This is a genomic window from Escherichia sp. 94.0001 (assembly GCF_013369155.2).
Classification (GTDB): Bacteria; Pseudomonadota; Gammaproteobacteria; order Enterobacterales; family Enterobacteriaceae; genus Escherichia; species Escherichia coli_F.
The window spans coordinates 25408-44023 of the sequence record NZ_JABWMS020000020.1; the positions used below are offsets into that span (position 1 = coordinate 25408).

Sequence of the window (18616 nt, forward strand, 5' to 3'; positions counted from 1 at the left end):
TTTCCTTTTAATTAATCCATTTCAACGGGAGGATGATGAGATCGGGAATAAAAACAAATAAGGCTAATAAGGAATATAAAACCAGGACGTAAGGGAAAACGCCTCTGACTGCATCATCGAATTTGAGTTTAGCCACCCCAGAAATAACGTTAAGCACATTACCGATAGGCGGTGTAATTAAGCCGATTGAGCAGTTGATGATAAACATGACACCGAAATAAATCGGATCGATTCCTGCCTCTTTAACTAAAGGCATTAATACCGGGGTAAGAATTAACACCGTCGGCGTTAAATCCATGACCATGCCGACAATCAGGATAGCCACCATAATGACGATAAACAGCAGACGCGGTGAATCGACCAACGGTTGCAGTAAATCAGAAACCATCATCGGCAATTCAGCAATGGTAATCAGCCAGGCAGAAACTTGTGCCGAGGCCACCAGAAACATCACCACTGAGGTCGTTTTCGCCGCGCCAATGAGTACATGCCAAAGTGTGGCGAAGGTCATTTCACGGTAAATAACTGTGGCGACAAACAACGCATAGAAAGCAGCAACGGCCCCGGCTTCGGTAGGGGTAAACAGACCGGAGCGAAAGCCGCCAATAATAATGACCGGAAGAAATAGCGCCCAGATACCGGAAACAAAAGATTGCCAGACTTCTCGTTTCGTTGCTTTTTGCTGACGGGGTAAATTAAGACGACTGGCCTGCCACCACCATGTGAGCATCAGCGTTGCGCCCATCATAATGCCTGGGGCAATGCCCGCCATAAACAACTTACTGATGGATAAACCGCTGGAAACGCCGAAGATAATAAACGGAATGGAAGGGGGAATAATTGGCGCGATAATCCCGCCAGAGGCAATCAGCCCCGCAGCACGGTTGACCGGGTAGTTAGCGCTGCGCATCATCGGCACCAGTAGCGCGGCAACGGCGGCGGTATCCGCAACAGCAGAACCGGAAAGGCTCGCCATAATCATTGCCGCCAGCACGCCTACGTAGCCCAACCCGCCTGGTTTATGCCCGACCAGTTTCATCGGCAGGTCAACAATGCGTTTTGATAAGCCGCCCGCATTCATGATTTCACCCGCCAGTACAAAGAACGGAATCGCCAGCAGGGAGAAGCTGTCAGCACCGTTTACCAGCGTTTGCGCCATGATCTGGACATCAAACATATCCAGCCAGAACATAAGCGCCGCCCCGCACAACAGTAGCGACCAGGCAATAGGCAAACCGATGGCAATGCCACCCAACAGGCAGCCCAGAAAAATCAGCACAGCCATGATTAAGCTCCTTGCGGTGGCGGCGTTAGAGAATTGCTACGCGTGATGAGTTGATATAAAAGGCGCAGCTCAAAGAATGCGATAACGAGGCTGGTGGGTAGACAAGCGGCATACATCAGGCCGATGGGCAAGCCGAGGATCGGTGAATAATCGCTCCAGTCCTGAATTGTTTTTAGCGTTGCGCCCCAGGCCAGAGCGCCACAAATAAATAAGATTAAGGAATGGGTAACCAGAGCGACTCGCCGCTGCCACGCGGGGGAGAGTTTCTCCACCAGAAAGGTAACCTGAACGTGGGCGTTATCCATAAAAGCCACAATCGCGCCAATAAAGGTTAACCAGACAAATAAATAACGCGACAATTCATCTACAGATAAAATACTTGTCTGAAAACCATATCTTAAAATAATGTTTATAAACACAATACAGGAAAGTACGGCGAGATTAATCGCCAGTATTGCTTCAAGTATTTTTTTCATAGCTATTCCTTGAGGCTATGTTTGTCATAATTCAAGTTGCATGTGCAGCAACCTGAATTATTAATATAGTTAGAGCAATAACATTACCCAGGCGTTCTGGCGTAGACGATTATTCGATTAATTTAGCGCCGTTAATGCGACTTTAACCACAACTTTTCGTATCTCAGAGGCTGTTTGCAGAATACAGCCTGGTCGATGAACATCCTGAGGAAAGAAAATAGCGTAGCTACCCGGTATCATTTCTATAAATGATTCATGTTCACTATCGTGATAAAAAATAATATCGCGCTGCTCTAATAGTGATTCGCTGACTTTATTATTTCCTGTATCAATAGCAATGCCGATTTTCTCTTTGCCCCACGCCAGAAATTGAATATCGATATACCGACGATGCACTTCCGGACGGTTTTCCTCTACTGCACGCGTCGTTAAGTCGATAATTTGTGCGTAAATATTTTTGCCGTCGATTTCGACAACGCCCGACTCCAGGACGTTGAAATCAGTGGCGCGCAGAAAATCGAGCGCCTTTTCAATAGCAGCGGGCAAACGGCACGGGTTAGGCTGCGCGATATGTCCAAAAATCATGGCTTATCTCCTTATAACGCCTGGATTTTTGCCCATACGCTGTCATCAACGGTAATACCGTTACGGCGGTTTTCTGCCAGCAGGGTGGTAAATTCGTGGCCGGGTAAGCGGATGGCCTGGTTTTCGTCAGCGCGTTCAGCGGTAGTAACGTAATCCATGATGCGTTGCAGCTTGGCATCGCGGGTGGGACCGTCGATAAGCTTATCTACTTCAATGGCAATAAAGATTTGCGAAACGCCATATTCGTCGCTGTTATCCTGGGTGACTTCGGCAACGGATGCGCCGTCAGAAAGAAGAGTAGCGATCATATCCAATACGATCGACATACCGGAACCTTTCCAGTAACCCATTGGCAAAATGCGGCGATTTTTCTCGATTACACCAGGTTCTTTGGTGAGGTTGCCTTCATCGTCAAAGCCGCCATCGACCGGAAGCTGACGACCTGCAAGGCGGTTAACTTCTAACATGCCGTAGGAAAACATCGACATCGACATATCGACCATGGTGATTGGGGTAGAAGGAATGGCGACGATCAGCGGGTTAGTGCCGATGCGACACTCTTTTGCGCCCCACGGCGGCATTACGGCGATGGAGTTGGTCCAGCAAATGCCAATATAGCCTTTTTCCGCCGCCTGCCAGCCGTAGCTGCCGCCGCGCATCCAGTGGTTGGCATTACGTAGAGCCACCAGACCAATACCGTGATCGGCAGCCAGTTCAATGGCGCGATCCATCATCTTTTTCGCTGTCAGGTTACCGATCGAACGCTGGGCGTCCCACTGTTCAATTGCGCCGAGGCTGGTTATACGTTTGGCTTGGGCATCAGGAATGATATCGCCGTTTTCCAGTTGTTGAATGAAACGAGGGAAACGGTTGACGCCGTGAGAATAAACGCCGGATTCGGTGGTGCGGGCGAACATTTCGGCACAGGCATCAGCCGTTTCGCTGTCAACGCCGCGTGAAATTAAGACTCGATTAAAGGCTGCTTTTAACTGCTCAAATGTCACTTTCATCCCTGGCTTCCTTGTTTTTTTGATCGCTTTTTTGGCTTAAAATTTCAATATGCGAAATCTGATTTCAAATATATCGATCGCTTTTTAACAAAGCAATCTGATTAATGAATTTCAAAAGACTTAAAAATCAATTGGTTATAAATTATCTGTCGAGATCGTGAACTACGGCACACTTTGCGCTACCATCAGGACGCGACAAAATGGAGAAAGAAGTGATGGGAAAAAAAGAGAACGAGATGGCGCAGGAAAAAGAGCGTCCAGCCGGAAGCCAAAGTCTGTTTCGCGGGTTGATGCTGATTGAGATTTTGAGCAACTATCCAAACGGTTGTCCGTTGGCGCATCTTTCGGAGCTGGCTGGTTTAAATAAGAGTACCGTCCATCGCTTATTGCAGGGATTACAGTCCTGCGGCTATGTGACCACCGCGCCCGCCGCAGGGAGTTACCGCCTGACTACCAAATTTATTGCCGTCGGGCAGAAGGCGCTGTCTTCGCTGAATATCATTCATATCGCCGCTCCGCATCTTGAGGCACTGAACATCGCCACTGGTGAAACCATTAACTTCTCCAGCCGCGAAGACGATCACGCTATTTTGATTTATAAGCTGGAACCCACGACCGGGATGCTGCGAACCCGAGCTTATATAGGCCAGCATATGCCACTCTACTGTTCCGCAATGGGCAAGATCTACATGGCGTTTGGTCACCCGGACTACGTGAAGTCATACTGGGAAAGCCATCAGCATGAGATCCAGCCGTTAACCCGCAATACCATTACCGAGCTGCCCGCGATGTTCGACGAACTGGCGCACATTCGTGAAAGCGGAGCGGCGATGGACAGAGAAGAAAACGAACTCGGCGTCTCCTGTATTGCTGTTCCGGTGTTTGATATTCATGGGCGGGTGCCGTACGCCGTGTCGATTTCGCTTTCGACATCACGTCTGAAACAGGTGGGGGAGAAAAATCTCCTGAAACCACTGCGTGAAACCGCGCAGGCTATTTCTAATGAACTGGGATTTACTGTCAGGGACGACCAGGGCGCGATCACATAACGCTCTGGACAAATGCCAAAACTTTAACATTTCCTTCGTTGGATCAAAGCAGTAGAGACGCGCTCTCTGGCACTCTGCTGTTTTAGTGCAAAGGAGTGATCATGAACCGGTTTATTATTGCGGATGCGACGAAATGTATCGGTTGCCGTACCTGTGAAGTGGCTTGCGCAGTGTCGCATCAGGAGAATCAGGATTGCGCTACGTTGTCACCAGACGAGTTTATTTCCCGTATTCGTGTCATTAAAGACCACACATGGACCACGGCTGTAGCCTGTCATCAGTGTGAAGATGCACCGTGCGCGAATGTCTGCCCTGTTGACGCGATAAGCCGTGAACATGGGCATATTTTCGTTGAACAATCACGTTGCATTGGCTGTAAAAGCTGTATGCTGGCTTGCCCGTTTGGTGCGATGGAGGTCGTTTCTTCGCGCAAAAAGGCGAGGGCGATTAAGTGCGATCTGTGCTGGCATCGGGCGACGGGACCGGCCTGTGTTGAAGCCTGCCCGACAAAGGCGTTGCAGTGCATGGATGTCGAGAAAGTGCAGCGGCATCGGCTACGGCAGCAGTCTGTTTGAAACGTTTTTCCGGCGTTTCTCAACGCAGGGATAGTGCGCTTTGTTTATGCCGGATGCGGCTAAAACGCCTTATCCGGCCTACAAATTCTACCAAATTCAATATATTGCAGAAATCATGTAGGCCTGATAAGCGTAGCGCATCAGGCAATTTTTAGTGACTTTCAGCCCAGGCTCTTTCTATCTCTTCTGCCAGAATCTTCACCCCCGCTTCAATTTTATCCGGCTCCGGCACGTAGTTCATGCGCATACATTGATGTGTATGTGGCCACGGTTTATCCAGCCCTGGGAAGAAGTTGTGCCCCGGCACCATCAGCACGCCCCGTGCTTTCAGGCGCTGGTAGAGCTGCTCGGTCGTAATTGGCAAATCCTTAAACCATAGCCAGAGGAAAATGGCTCCTTCCGGTTTATGAATCAGGCAGCGATCTTCCGGTAAATAGCGGCGAATGATAGCGATAGTTTCCTGAACACGCTGGTAGTAAAACGGTTTGATGACTGTTTCAGACAGGCGCAGCAGATCGTTACGCTTAATCATTTCACACATCATCGCTGGACCAATACCGCCAGGTGCCAGGCTGATAATGCCGTTCATATTGGTGATGGCGGTGATGATTTTTTCATTGGCGATGATAATGCCGCAGCGGGAGCCTGGTAGACCCAGCTTGGAAAGACTCATGCACAGTACGATATTCGGATTCCACAGCGGGCGCGCTTCGCTGAAGATGATACCCGGGAACGGGACGCCATAAGCGTTATCAATCACCAGCGGAATGCCGTGTTGATTCGCCAGCGCGTCAAGCTTCAGCAACTCTTCGTCAGTAATCACATTGCCTGTTGGATTCGTCGGCCGGGAGACGCAAATCATCCCGGTTTCTTCGCCAATATGCAGATGCTCAAAATCAACGTGGTATTTAAACTGGCCTTCCGGCAGCAGTTCAATATTCGGACGCGCAGAGACAAACAGATCTTCTTCCAGTCCGGCGTCAGCGTAGCCAATGTATTCCGGTGCCAGCGGAAACAGCACTTTTTTGATCCGACCATCGGCACGGCGTCCGGCGAACAGATTAAATAAGTAGAAAAACGCGCTCTGGCTGCCGTTTGTTAGTGCAATATTCTGTGGTTCGATATCCCAACCCAACTTCTCGCGTAGCATTCCGGCAAGCAGTGTGAGTAGCTCCGTTTTCCCCTGTGGACCGTCGTAATTGCACAGTGCATCAGTCGCTTTGCCACTTTCCAGCATGTCGGTCAGTAGCGTCTGGAAGTAGTCCTGCATTTCCGGGATCTGCGCTGGATTACCGCCGCCGAGCATAATCGCGCCAGGCGTGCGTAAACCGTCGTTCAGATCTTCCATCAGCAGCGTAATGCCGGAGTGGCGGGTAAATTTGTCACCAAAAAGGGAGAATGTCATAGCGGGATATCTGTCGAACTCTGTAGCAAGGAAGGTAACAATAACGCTACATTTGCTGGGGTGCAAATCGCTCTGTTGAAGAGGGAGCGGTGCTTTATCCTGCAACGCTGATTAGGTCTGACATTTTATCCTGGTTGGCGGCTTCCCGAGGTACTGACGAACGGGAAGCCGGAAAAGTCACTGTTGCCCAGCCCAGATGACCAGCACTTTATCGTCGCCATGCTCACGAACAAAGCCGTAGCCCTGCTTCAGCGAAAGTGTCGTTTGTTTGCCCGCACCAATTGCGGGATGGCGGGCGCGGAACTGGCTGATTTTCTGCCAGTGCGCGACGCTGGCGGCAGATTTACCGCTAACATCCTGCCAGTTCATATCCGAACGCGTGCCTTGCAGTGGATCCGAACCGGTGGGGCCGAGCGGACGCGAGGATTCATCACCATAAAAGATTTGTACCGCGCCTGGCGCTAATAATAATAACTCTGCTGCTTTGTCGCCCCCTTCACGAAACAAACGAGTATCATGCGACGAAAGATAGCTCAACACGTTGAAATCCTGCAATTTCTCCGCCATTTGCTGCCAGGTCGTATCCATCTGCGCCAGACAATCGACTGCTTTAGCCGCCTGCTCCTGATAATCGAAATTGATCATCGCATCGAAACCGTGGCGATAGTAGTCACTTTGCATCACGCCGTGGCCCCAGGCTTCACCGGTCATCCAGAAAGGTTTGTCATCTAATGCTTTCTCGGGATTCGCTTTTTTCCATTCGCGAAGTGCGGCGCTGGCTTCGGTTTTCAGTTGCTGCCAGGCGGGCAACTCAACATGCTTGGCGGTATCGACCCGAAAACCATCAATTCCGTAGTCACGGACCCACTGGCTTAACCAGTGGGTTAAGTAATCGCGAGGGGTAAAGCCGTCAATGGCTTTAGCGTGGGTATCCGTTTTGTTGTTATAGAACACTGGCAGGCCAGAAGCGGTAGTTGATTCGGTTTTGATATCCGGCAAAAAGGCCAGCGACATAGTGAGATCGTCGAATCCAGGATTGTCGTAATCGCCGATATCGGTTCTGATCCAGTTTTTTCCCCACCATTTATCCCAGCCTGTTTTGTCGCTGAAATTAATGTAATCGTTAAAGCTATGCCAGGTTTGCCCGGCGGCAGGCTTCCAGTCGCTCCAGCGTTCACCCAACGTTTTTTTCACTTCGTCACCAGAAAGATATAACGCGCCAAACTGATACTCCTGCATATCCGCCAGTGTGGCATAGCCGGTGTGGTTCATCACGACATCAAAGAGAATACGAATACCGCGCTGATGCGCGCTATCAACCAGCGTCCGGAGATCGGCTTCGTTGCCCATATTGGCATCAAGATTCGTCCAGTCCTGTGTGTAGTAACCGTGGTAGGCATAATGTGGGAAATCGCCTTTTGTACCGCCGCCGACCCAGCCGTGAATTTGCTCAAATGGGGCACTTATCCATAAAGCATTGACGCCCAGCTGCTGGAGGTAATCCAGTTTGTTGGTCAGGCCGCGTAAATCGCCGCCGTGAAAAGTGCCAATTTCTGCCATACCGTCTTTATGACGTCCGTAACTCTGGTCATTACTGGGATCGCCGTTTTCGAAACGATCTGTCAGCACAAAGTAAACCGTGGCGTTATGCCAGTCGAAAGGGGCGGATGTGTCAGTTTCTGCCCGTTCCAGCAGGAGTAAACCGTTGCTGGTGGCAGCGGGTTGTAACGTTATTTGACCGTTCTTCACTATCGCAATTTGCTGGCTGTAATAATCCCGGACTGCGGCTCCCTCCGGAAAAGTGGCGCTGACATCCAGTGTGAGCGGTAATCCATCCCATTTCGGGCATTCACGGACCAGGTTTGCTACCGGTTCGACGGCGTTCTGGATGGAAATCATCAATGTTGGTGTACCGGAGCGGGTGTCTAGTTGCAGCGTATATTCGCCGTCCCTGAACAATCGCCATTGAGGTGGCGTGTTGCTACAAGGTTGCAGGGAAAGCATCTGATTGAGTTTTATCGCATCCGCAGGCTGCCAGCACTGTTGGTCAAAATTTAGCGTTAGTGGACGCGTACCTTTGGGCAACTGCGCGTGGCTGACAAATGTTCCCGTTCCCTGTTCGCTAAAGGCAGGGAACCCCGGAGAAGTCCAGCTGGCGGCAACGGCGAAGCCAGGAAGGAGTGTCAGAAAACAGGCGGCGAGTTTCATGGCGGATGAGTCCTTATTGCTGCGATTTCAGACAGTTTGCCAGCGATAAGCCAGACAAAACTCATCCCTGAGCGGTAAGTCCACAGGATGAGAAGCAAGGGTGAGCGATCGCGCGCAAAAAACGGCTGAATTTTGCGATAAACCCCACATTTTCTGCGATTTAGCGCCAATCTGAATCGTTAACTCGTGACATAGTTTCAGATTTGGACTATTCCTTGGGGTGCTCTTGACAGCTATTTTTGATATGATTTGAGATTCAACTCTCAAATTTGTGAAAAATATAAGGTGTTGGAATGATTAAATCCGACCAGGAGACCTGATGATTTTGACTCCCATACGACGATATGGGGCGATGATTCTTATGTTACTCACTCTGGTGTTTTCGAGTGAGGTGTTAGCGAAGACGCACACAACAACAGCGAGTCAAAAGTCCCACTTAATTAAAGCTAGTAATAAACAGGTAAGCAGTAAACAAGAGTATTCTCGCAATAGTGCAAAGAGTAGTTCACTTCCTGATTTGCGAAAATACCCTTCCGGAACACCAAGGAAAAAAGCGTTTCTCCGGACCGTAATGCCTTACATTACCAGCCAAAATGCGGCCATTACTGCGGAACGTAACTGGCTCATTTCAAAACAGTATCAGGGCCAATGGTCACCTGCTGAGCGTGCGCGTCTGAAAGACATCGCCAAACGCTACAAGGTGAAGTGGTCTGGTAATACGCGAAAAATCCCGTGGAATACCTTGCTGGAACGCGTAGACATTATTCCTACCAGTATGGTGGCGACGATGGCTGCAGCAGAAAGCGGTTGGGGAACGTCGAAGCTGGCGCGTAGCAACAACAACCTATTCGGCATGAAGTGCATGAAAGGACGTTGTACCAATGCGCCGGGTAAAGTGAAGGGGTACTCACAGTTCAGTTCTGTCAAAGAATCGGTGAGCGCCTATGTCACTAACCTGAATACTCACCCGGCTTACTCTTCGTTCCGTAAATCGCGTGCACAACTGCGTAAAGCGGATCAGGAAGTGACTGCCACAGCGATGATTCACAAGCTGAAGGGCTACTCGACCAAAGGGAAGAGTTATAACAACTACCTGTTCGCAATGTACCAGGATAACCAACGGTTAATCGCGGCGCATATGTAATTGTATTCCCTGAAGCCTTATCCGACTTGTTGGTCGGATAAGGCGTTCACGCCGCATGCGACAACCACGCAGCGTTGCCTGATGCGACGCCGACAATTCTCATCATCGCTACAACATGACCTCGCTATTTACATCGCGATACTCTTTTGGCGTCGTGTCATATGCTTTTTTAAAAACAGAGTAGAAATATTGCAGCGATGGATAACCGCACATTTGCGATATCTCATTGATCGATAAGGTGGTTGAAATCAGCAGACTGCGCGCTTTCTCCAGCTTCTCGGCATGAATCATGGCATGGATGGTTTCACCCACCTCCTCTTTAAAACGCTTCTCAAGATTGGAGCGCGAGATCCCGACGGCATCGAGTACCTGATCCACTTTAATCCCTTTACAGGCGTGATTACGAATGTAATGCATGGCCTGAATAACGGCGGGATCGGTCAGCGAACGGTAATCTGTTGAGCGCCGTTCAATGACGCGAACTGGTGGGACCAAAATCCGCTGTAGCGGCATTTCTTCTTTATCTAATAATCGATGCAACAGTTTTGCCGCCTGATATCCCATTTGCCGCGCGCCCTGAGCGACCGAAGAAAGGGCGACACGCGACAGATAGCGGGTCAGTTCTTCGTTATCGATGCCAATCACACATAATTTTTCCGGCACGGGAATATGTAGATGTTCACATACTTGCAGAATATGCCGCGCCCGGGCGTCAGTAACGGCAATAATCCCGGTTTGCGGTGGCAGCGTTTGTAGCCAGTCTGCCAGCCGATTTTGCGCGTGTTGCCAGTTCTCTGGCGCGGTTTCTAACCCCTGATAAACCACTCCGCGATACTTTTCTTCGGCGACAAGCTGACGAAATGCATATTCGCGTTCAGTGGCCCAACGTTTGCCGCTGGATTCCGGAAGACCATAAAAAGCAAAGCGGTTAACGCCTTTCTCTTTTAAATGCAAAAATGCGCTTTCAACCAGCGCATAGTTATCGGTGGCAATGTAATGAACGGGTGGGTAACTTTCGGCAAGGTGATACGAGCCACCAACCCCAACAATGGGGACGTCGACATCAGCTAGCGCTTGCTCGATTTGTTTGTCGTCGAAGTCGGCAATGACGCCATCTCCTAACCAGTCCTTGATTTTATCAATGCGGGCGCGGAAATCTTCTTCAATGAAAATATCCCATTCCGATTGTGACGCCTGTAAATATTCCCCTACGCCTTCTACTACCTGCCGGTCATAGGCTTTATTGGCATTGAACAGTAATGTGATGCGGTGACGTTTAGTAAACATGGTTCTTTTCCTGCTGAATCATGCAAAAACTCAAAACCGGTAATACGTTACCGGCTTTGAGAAAATTTTTATCAAAATCAAGAACGGCGTTTGGTTGCGGAGTCCATCCATACTGCCAGCAACAGAATCGCACCTTTAACGATATACTGCCAGAAGGTCGGTACATCCATCATACTCATGCCGTTATCCAGTGAAGCCATGATGAATGCTCCCATTACCGCTCCAGCCACGCTCCCGACGCCGCCTGCCAGACTGGTGCCGCCAATCACACATGCTGCAATTGCGTCCAGCTCGGCGATATTTCCCGCAGAAGGTGAACCAGCGCCAAGTCGAGAACTGAGGATTAATCCGGCGATGGCTACCATTAATCCGTTAATAGCGAACACGGCAAGTTTGGTGCGTTCAACGTTAATCCCGGAGAGCCGTGCTGCTTCCAGATTGCCGCCGATGGCATAAATGCGTCTTCCAAATGCCGTCCGCGTTGCCATAAACATTCCGCCGAGTAACAGCAACGTCAGCAGCAGAACAGGAGTGGGAACGCCACGGTAATCGTTCAACAGCCAGATTGCGCCTAAGACGATAATCGCCGTTAATGCCTGGCGACCGACAACTGCGGTAGAGGCCGGAGACTGCAAACCCAAAGCCTGACGGCGCATTCTTCCGCGCCATTGCCAGCCAACAAAAGCCATTAAGCCAAGCGCGCCAATGATGAAGCCGGTGCTGGCGGGTAGATAGCTTTGCCCGATTTGTGACATCGCGGCGCTGGTGGGGGATACAGTCGTGCCGTTGGTGATGCCAATGAGTATGCCGCGAAATGCCAACATGCCCGCGAGGGTGACAATAAATGAAGGGACTTTGCGGTACGCGACCCACCATCCGTTCCAGGCACCGAGAAGCAGTCCCAGAACCAACGTCACAATGATGGTAAGTGGCAAAGGCCAGCCTAGCCAGACGTCACAAATCGCCGCGACGCCACCTAACAGCCCCATCATTGAGCCGACGGAAAGGTCGATTTCAGCAGAAATTATGACGAACACCATTCCTACCGCGAGGATGCCGGTAATCGCGGTCTGGCGTAACAGGTTGGAGACGTTACGGGCGCTTAAGTAGGCACCATCGGTGGTCCAGGTAAAGAACAGCATGATTGCGATGATAGCTGCAATCATCACGAAGACCTGCAAATTCAGTGACTTCAGCCCGGAAAAGCCACCGGATGTCGGTACGGCCAATTTCACTTCAGACGGATTGCTTTTCGACATGATGTTCGCTCCTCAATGCGGCTTCCATCACCTGCTCCTGAGTCAGGTTATGATTTATCAGGTTGGCTTTTAGTTTCCCTTCATGCATCACCAGTACACGATCGCTAAGGCCGAGCACTTCAGGTAATTCGGAAGAGATGACAATAACGGCAATACCCTGCTGGACGAGTTGGTTAATTAATTTGTAGATCTCGTATTTCGCGCCAATATCGATACCCCTGGTAGGTTCATCAAGAATGAGAATGCGCGGGTTGAGTAACAGACAGCGAGCGAGGATCGCTTTTTGCTGATTGCCGCCGCTCAAACGTCCAATAGCAAGGTCGGGGGACGACGTTTTAACTTTGAGTTGCTGGATTGATTCCAGAATACATTTTTGCTCTGCCGCGTCATCAAGCTGGCTAATACCGCCGGTAAATTTATTGAGTGCGGCGAGGGTAATATTTTTACCAACCGCCATTACCGGAACGATGCCGTCGCGCTTTCTGTCTTCGGGTACCATCGCAATCCCCTGGGCGATGGCTTGCTGACAGTTACGAATATCTACCTGTTTGCCATCAATATAAATTTTTCCTTCCCATTGTCCGGGCCACACGCCAAACAGGCACTGAATGGTCTCGGTACGTCCGGCACCAACGAGTCCGGCAATACCCAGTATTTCGCCACGTTTCAGGGAAAACGAGACATCATTAACTCGTTTAATATGACGATTAACCGGATGCCATGCCGTCAGATGTTCAATACGTAATATTTCATCTCCGGTGGTATGTGGTTCATTAGGGTAAAGCGCGGTTAACTCTCGCCCGACCATCATGGTGATAATATCGTCTTCACTCATTCCGGCAGCATCACGCGTACCAATGTGCTGACCGTCGCGAATAACGCAAATCGTATCGGAAATCGCTTTGACTTCGTTGAGTTTGTGCGAAATATAAATACAGGCGATACCGTGCTGTTGTAGATCGCGAATAATATCCAGTAAAACCGACGTTTCCTGCTCAGTTAATGAGGCTGTCGGTTCATCGAGAATTAACAAGCGCACCTGTTTATTAAGTGCCTTAGCAATTTCAACCAGTTGTTGTTGCCCTAGCCCTAAATCGCCAACGCGGGTATCTGGTGAAATAAGTAAACTGACCTGTGCGAGCAGCTTCTGACAGCGTAGCGTCATCAGATCATAGTCCATAATACCATTGTGGGTTATTTCGTTACCCAGGAAAATATTTTCCAGTACGGTCAATTCTTTCACCAGGGCCAATTCCTGGTGAATGATAGCGATACCTTTGCGTTCGGTATCGCGGATGTGACTCGCCTGAATCTCTTCTCCCGCAAAAATAATGTCGCCTTCGTAGGAGCCATGGGGATAAATACCACACAGCACTTTCATCAGCGTTGATTTACCAGACCCATTTTCCCCGCAGAGTGAGACGATTTCGCCGGCATTCAACCGCAAGCTAACGTTATCAATTGCCTTCACACTGCCGAAGGTTTTGGTAATGTTCTTCATTTCAAGTAGATAAGGCATAACGACTCCACCTAAGCCAATTAATTTACACGGCATGGAGAGAAATCACGCCCCCGCTCTGTGCCGGGGCGTAACGCTTACAGCTCGCTCTCTTTGTGGAATCCGTCTTTAACTACCGTATCTTTGATGTTGTTTTTATTCACATCGATCGGTGTCAGCAGGCGGGAGGGAACATCTTTCAGACCATTATTCAGTGTGGTATCTGCTTTTGGTTCCTGACCATTGCCCAACTCAACGGCAATTTCTGCGGCAGTATTTGCCAACAATGTAATAGGTTTATACACCGTCATAGTTTGCGTACCGGCAGCAATACGTTTAATACCTGCGAGATCCGCATCCTGGCCGGATATTGCTACTTTCCCTGATAAACCTTGCGCACTTAATGCCTGAATTGCCCCACCTGCGGTGGCATCGTTTGAGGCAACTACAGCATCAATTTTGTTATTATTGGCGGTCAGCGCGTTTTCCATAATTTTCAGTGCGTTTTCCGGTAACCAGCCATCAACCCATTGGTCACCAACGACTTTAATTTTTCCGGAATCAACGTAAGGTTTTAACACTTTCATTTGTCCGGCGCGGAACAGCTTAGCGTTGTTATCTACCGGCGAACCGCCCATCAGGAAGTAATTACCTTGCGGAACAATATCGACCAGGGCTTTTGCCTGCAGTTCACCGACTTTTTCGTTATCGAAAGAAATATAAAAATCGATATCCGCATCGTTAATCATACGGTCGTAAGCTAATACTTTAATACCTTCTTGTTTGGCTTCTTTTACAACGTTACTTAATACCTGACCGTTATACGGAATAATGACAAGAACATCGACACCCCGGTTAATCATGTTTTCAATCTGCGACATTTGTGTTTCTTCATTGCCATTTGCAGACTGTACAAATACTTTCGCGCCGAGAGACTCTGCTTTTTTCACAAAAATATCTCGATCTTTTTGCCAGCGTTCAAGACGGAGATCATCAATCGCCATACCTATTTTGACTTCTTTGGCGTGCGCCGCAACGTTGGTAAGCAGAAGTGAGGTGCAAAGGGTGAGTAGAATGTTCTTTATTTTCATGGTGTAGGGCCTTCTGTAGTTAGAGGACAGCTTTAATAAGTAACAATCACCGCGATAAACGTAACCAATTTTTAGCAACTAAACAGGGGAAAACAATTACAGATTTTTATCTTTCGATTACGATTTTTGGTTTATTTCTTGATTTATGACAGAGATCTTACTTTTGTTGCGCAATTGTACTTATTGCATTTTTCTCTTCGAGGAATTACCCAGTTTCATCATTCCATTTTATTTTGCGAGCGAGCGCACACTTGTGAATTATCTCAATAGCAGTGTGAAATAACATAATTGAGCAACTGAAAGGGAGTGCCCAATATTACGACATCATCCATCACCCGCGGCATTACCTGATTATGGAGTTCAATATGCAAGCCTATTTTGACCAGCTCGATCGCGTTCGTTATGAAGGCTCAAAATCCTCTAACCCGTTAGCATTCCATCACTATAATCCCGACGAACTGGTGTTGGGCAAGCGTATGGAAGAGCACTTGCGTTTTGCCGCCTGCTACTGGCACACCTTCTGCTGGAACGGGGCGGACATGTTTGGTGTGGGGGCGTTTAATCGTCCGTGGCAGCAGCCTGGTGAGGCACTGGCGTTGGCGAAGCGTAAAGCAGATGTCGCATTTGAGTTTTTCCACAAGTTACATGTGCCATTTTATTGCTTCCACGATGTGGATGTTTCCCCTGAGGGTGCTTCGTTAAAAGAGTACATCAATAATTTTGCGCAAATGGTTGATGTCCTGGCAGGCAAGCAAGAAGAGAGCGGCGTGAAGCTGCTGTGGGGAACCGCGAACTGCTTTACAAACCCTCGCTACGGCGCGGGCGCAGCGACGAACCCAGATCCTGAAGTCTTTAGTTGGGCGGCAACTCAAGTTGTTACAGCGATGGAAGCAACCCATAAATTGGGCGGTGAAAACTATGTCCTGTGGGGCGGTCGTGAAGGTTACGAAACGCTGTTAAATACCGACTTGCGTCAGGAGCGTGAACAACTGGGCCGCTTTATGCAGATGGTGGTTGAGCATAAACATAAAATCGGTTTCCAGGGCACGTTGCTTATCGAACCGAAACCGCAAGAACCGACCAAACATCAATATGATTACGATGCTGCGACAGTCTATGGCTTCCTGAAACAGTTTGGTCTGGAAAAAGAGATTAAACTGAACATTGAAGCTAACCACGCGACGCTGGCAGGTCACTCTTTCCATCATGAAATTGCCACCGCCATTGCGCTTGGCCTGTTCGGTTCTGTCGACGCCAACCGTGGCGATGCACAACTGGGCTGGGACACCGACCAGTTCCCGAACAGTGTGGAAGAGAATGCGCTGGTGATGTATGAAATTCTCAAAGCAGGCGGTTTCACCACCGGCGGTCTGAACTTCGATGCCAAAGTCCGTCGTCAAAGTACTGATAAATATGATCTGTTTTACGGTCATATCGGCGCGATGGATACGATGGCGTTGGCGCTGAAAATTGCAGCACGCATGATTGAAGATGGCGAGCTGGATAAACGCATCGCGCAGCGTTATTCCGGCTGGAATAGCGAATTAGGCCAGCAAATCCTGAAAGGCCAAATGTCACTGGCAGATTTAGCCAAATATGCTCAGGAACATAATTTGTCTCCGGTGCATCAGAGTGGTCGCCAGGAGCAACTGGAAAATCTGGTAAACCATTATCTGTTCGACAAATAACGGCTAACTGTGCAGTCCGTTGGCCCGGTTATCGGTAGCGATACCGGGCATTTTTTTAAGGAACGATCGATATGTATATCGGGATAGATCTTGGCACCTCGGGCGTAAAAGTTATTTTGCTCAACGAGCAGGGTGAGGTGGTTGCTTCGCAAACGGAAAAGCTGACCGTTTCGCGCCCGCATCCACTCTGGTCGGAACAAGACCCGGAACAGTGGTGGCAGGCAACTGATCGCGCAATGAAAGCTCTGGGCGATCAGCATTCTCTGCAGGACGTTAAAGCATTGGGTATTGCCGGCCAGATGCACGGTGCAACCTTACTGGATGCCCAGCAACGGGTATTACGCCCTGCCATTTTGTGGAACGACGGGCGCTGTGCGCAAGAGTGCACTTTGCTGGAAGCGCGAGTTCCGCAATCACGGGTGATTACCGGTAACCTGATGATGCCCGGATTTACTGCGCCTAAATTGCTATGGGTTCAGCGGCATGAGCCGGAGATATTCCGTCAAATCGACAAAGTATTATTACCGAAAGATTACTTGCGTCTGCGTATGACGGGGGAGTTTGCCAGCGATATGTCTGACGCAGCTGGCACCATGTGGCTGGATGTCGCAAAGCGTGACTGGAGTGACGTCATGCTGCAGGCTTGCCACTTATCTCGTGACCAGATGCCCGCATTATACGAAGGCAGCGAAATTACTGGTGCTTTGCTACCTGAAGTTGCGAAAGCGTGGGGTATGGCGGCAGTGCCAGTTGTCGCAGGCGGTGGTGATAATGCAGCTGGTGCGGTTGGTGTAGGAATGGTTGATGCTAATCAGGCAATGTTATCGCTGGGGACGTCGGGGGTCTATTTTGCTGTCAGCGAAGGGTTCTTAAGCAAGCCAGAAAGCGCCGTACACAGCTTTTGCCATGCGCTCCCGCAGCGTTGGCATTTAATGTCTGTGATGCTGAGTGCAGCGTCGTGTCTGGATTGGGCCGCGAAATTAACGGGCCTGAACAATGTCCCAGCTTTAATCGCGGCTGCTCAACAGGCTTATGAAAGTGCCGAGCCAGTTTGGTTTCTGCCTTATCTTTCCGGCGAGCGTACACCACACAATAATCCCCAGGCGAAGGGGGTTTTCTTTGGTTTGACTCATCAACATGGCCCCAATGAACTGGCGCGAGCAGTGCTGGAAGGCGTGGGTTATGCGCTGGCAGATGGCATGGATGTCGTGCATGCCTGCGGCATTAAACCGCAAAGTGTTACGTTGATTGGTGGCGGGGCGCGTAGTGAGTACTGGCGTCAGATGCTGGCGGATATCAGCGGTCAGCAGCTCGATTACCGCACAGGGGGAGATGTGGGGCCAGCACTGGGTGCAGCAAGGCTGGCGCAGATTGCGACGAATCCAGAGAAATCGTTCATTGAATTGTTGCCACAACTGCCGCTAGAGCAGTCGCATTTACCAGATGCGCATCGTTATGCCACTTATCAGCCACGACGTGAAACGTTCCGTCGCCTCTATCAGCAACTTCTGCCATTAATGGCGTAAACGTTATCCCCTGCCTGACCGGGTGGGGGATAATTCACATCTATATATATCAGTAATTAATTAATATTTAGTATGAATTTATTCTGAAATCATTTGTTAATGGCATTTTTCAGTTTTGTCTTTCGTTGGTTACTCGTAATGTATCGCTGGTAGATATGGAGATCGTTATGAAAACCTCAAAGACTGTGGCAAAACTATTATTTGTTGTCGGGGCGCTGGTTTATCTGCTTGGGCTATGGATCTCATGCCCATTGTTAAGTGGAAAAGGCTATTTTCTTGGCGTGTTAATGACGGCAACTTTTAGCAACTATGCATATCTTCGCGCAGAAAAACTCGGGCAACTGGATGATTTTTTTATTCACATCTGCCAGTTAGTTGCGTTAATCACTATCGGTCTCTTGTTTATCGGTGTTTTAAACGCACCTATCAATGCTTATGAAATGGTGATCTACCCTATCGCCTTTTTTGTCTGCTTGTTTGGTCAAATGCGTTTGTTTCGCCCGGCATGAGCAACATAAAGCTCTTACACA

General features: G+C 49.4%; 16 protein-coding genes. 6 read left to right on the forward strand and 10 right to left on the reverse strand.

The window, feature by feature from the left end; genetic code table 11:
• Positions 1–7: 7 nt before the first annotated feature.
• The 4 genes from yiaN to yiaK all read right to left on the reverse strand — a co-directional run bounded on the left by yiaN (position 8) and on the right by yiaK (position 3356).
• Complete coding sequence (yiaN, locus tag HEN33_RS11995) at positions 8–1285, reverse strand: 2,3-diketo-L-gulonate TRAP transporter large permease YiaN (protein ID WP_176262783.1); 1278 nt, start codon at positions 1283–1285, stop codon at positions 8–10.
• Positions 1286–1287: 2 nt separating this feature from the next.
• A complete protein-coding gene (gene yiaM / locus HEN33_RS12000) occupies positions 1288–1761 on the reverse strand; it encodes a 2,3-diketo-L-gulonate TRAP transporter small permease YiaM (RefSeq protein ID WP_000721665.1) in 474 nt (157 codons plus the stop codon).
• 117 nt (positions 1762–1878) lie between these two features.
• The gene (locus HEN33_RS12005; protein ID WP_000576081.1) at positions 1879–2346 is read right to left on the reverse strand and encodes a YhcH/YjgK/YiaL family protein; all 468 of its coding nucleotides are present in this window, start codon (positions 2344–2346) and stop codon (positions 1879–1881) included.
• Positions 2347–2357: 11 nt separating this feature from the next.
• The gene (yiaK, locus tag HEN33_RS12010; RefSeq protein WP_105271657.1) at positions 2358–3356 is read right to left on the reverse strand and encodes a 3-dehydro-L-gulonate 2-dehydrogenase; all 999 of its coding nucleotides are present in this window, start codon (positions 3354–3356) and stop codon (positions 2358–2360) included.
• A 200-nt stretch (positions 3357–3556) separates the two neighbouring features.
• On the opposite strand from yiaK, the gene yiaJ reads away from it, so the two are divergent.
• Complete coding sequence (yiaJ, locus tag HEN33_RS12015) at positions 3557–4405, forward strand: IclR family transcriptional regulator YiaJ (RefSeq protein ID WP_176262784.1); 849 nt, start codon at positions 3557–3559, stop codon at positions 4403–4405.
• 101 nt (positions 4406–4506) lie between these two features.
• Entirely contained in the window at positions 4507–4980 is a 474-nt protein-coding gene (locus tag HEN33_RS12020; RefSeq protein ID WP_176262785.1) for a 4Fe-4S binding protein, read from the forward strand.
• Positions 4981–5131: 151 nt separating this feature from the next.
• On the opposite strand, the gene avtA is transcribed toward HEN33_RS12020, so the two are convergent.
• Both avtA and malS read right to left on the reverse strand, forming a co-directional pair.
• Complete coding sequence (gene avtA / locus HEN33_RS12025; RefSeq protein ID WP_000144351.1) at positions 5132–6385, reverse strand: valine--pyruvate transaminase; 1254 nt, start codon at positions 6383–6385, stop codon at positions 5132–5134.
• 177 nt (positions 6386–6562) lie between these two features.
• Positions 6563–8593: an alpha-amylase gene (malS, locus tag HEN33_RS12030; protein WP_176262786.1), complete on the reverse strand. Its 2031-nt coding sequence runs from the start codon at positions 8591–8593 to the stop codon at positions 6563–6565.
• 319 nt (positions 8594–8912) lie between these two features.
• Between malS and HEN33_RS12035 the strand changes: the two genes are divergently transcribed.
• Positions 8913–9737: a protein bax gene (locus tag HEN33_RS12035; RefSeq protein WP_105277714.1), complete on the forward strand. Its 825-nt coding sequence runs from the start codon at positions 8913–8915 to the stop codon at positions 9735–9737.
• Positions 9738–9845: 108 nt separating this feature from the next.
• Here HEN33_RS12035 and xylR read toward each other — a convergent pair whose 3' ends face one another.
• From xylR to xylF, 4 genes are all read right to left on the reverse strand, one after another.
• Positions 9846–11024 (reverse strand): D-xylose utilization transcriptional activator XylR, encoded by a 1179-nt coding sequence (gene xylR, locus HEN33_RS12040; protein WP_000494484.1) that lies wholly within the window; start codon positions 11022–11024, stop codon positions 9846–9848.
• Positions 11025–11101: 77 nt separating this feature from the next.
• On the reverse strand, positions 11102–12283 hold the full coding sequence (gene xylH, locus HEN33_RS12045; protein WP_000045978.1) for a xylose ABC transporter permease XylH: 1182 nt from the start codon (positions 12281–12283) through the stop codon (positions 11102–11104).
• A complete protein-coding gene (xylG, locus tag HEN33_RS12050; protein WP_001146488.1) occupies positions 12261–13802 on the reverse strand; it encodes a D-xylose ABC transporter ATP-binding protein in 1542 nt (513 codons plus the stop codon). The genes xylH and xylG overlap by 23 nt, the downstream gene beginning before the upstream one ends.
• Before the next feature lie 77 nt (positions 13803–13879).
• Positions 13880–14872 carry a D-xylose ABC transporter substrate-binding protein gene (gene xylF / locus HEN33_RS12055; protein ID WP_001296518.1) on the reverse strand — a complete coding sequence of 331 codons (993 nt, stop codon included), beginning with the start codon at positions 14870–14872 and terminating at the stop codon, positions 13880–13882.
• Positions 14873–15237: 365 nt separating this feature from the next.
• Between xylF and xylA the strand changes: the two genes are divergently transcribed.
• From xylA to yiaB, 3 genes are all read left to right on the forward strand, one after another.
• Positions 15238–16560: a xylose isomerase gene (gene xylA / locus HEN33_RS12060; protein ID WP_001149573.1), complete on the forward strand. Its 1323-nt coding sequence runs from the start codon at positions 15238–15240 to the stop codon at positions 16558–16560.
• A 71-nt stretch (positions 16561–16631) separates the two neighbouring features.
• The gene (gene xylB, locus HEN33_RS12065; RefSeq protein WP_176262787.1) at positions 16632–18086 is read left to right on the forward strand and encodes a xylulokinase; all 1455 of its coding nucleotides are present in this window, start codon (positions 16632–16634) and stop codon (positions 18084–18086) included.
• 167 nt (positions 18087–18253) lie between these two features.
• On the forward strand, positions 18254–18595 hold the full coding sequence (gene yiaB, locus HEN33_RS12070) for an inner membrane protein YiaB (protein WP_105278553.1): 342 nt from the start codon (positions 18254–18256) through the stop codon (positions 18593–18595).
• Positions 18596–18616: the final 21 nt, after the last annotated feature.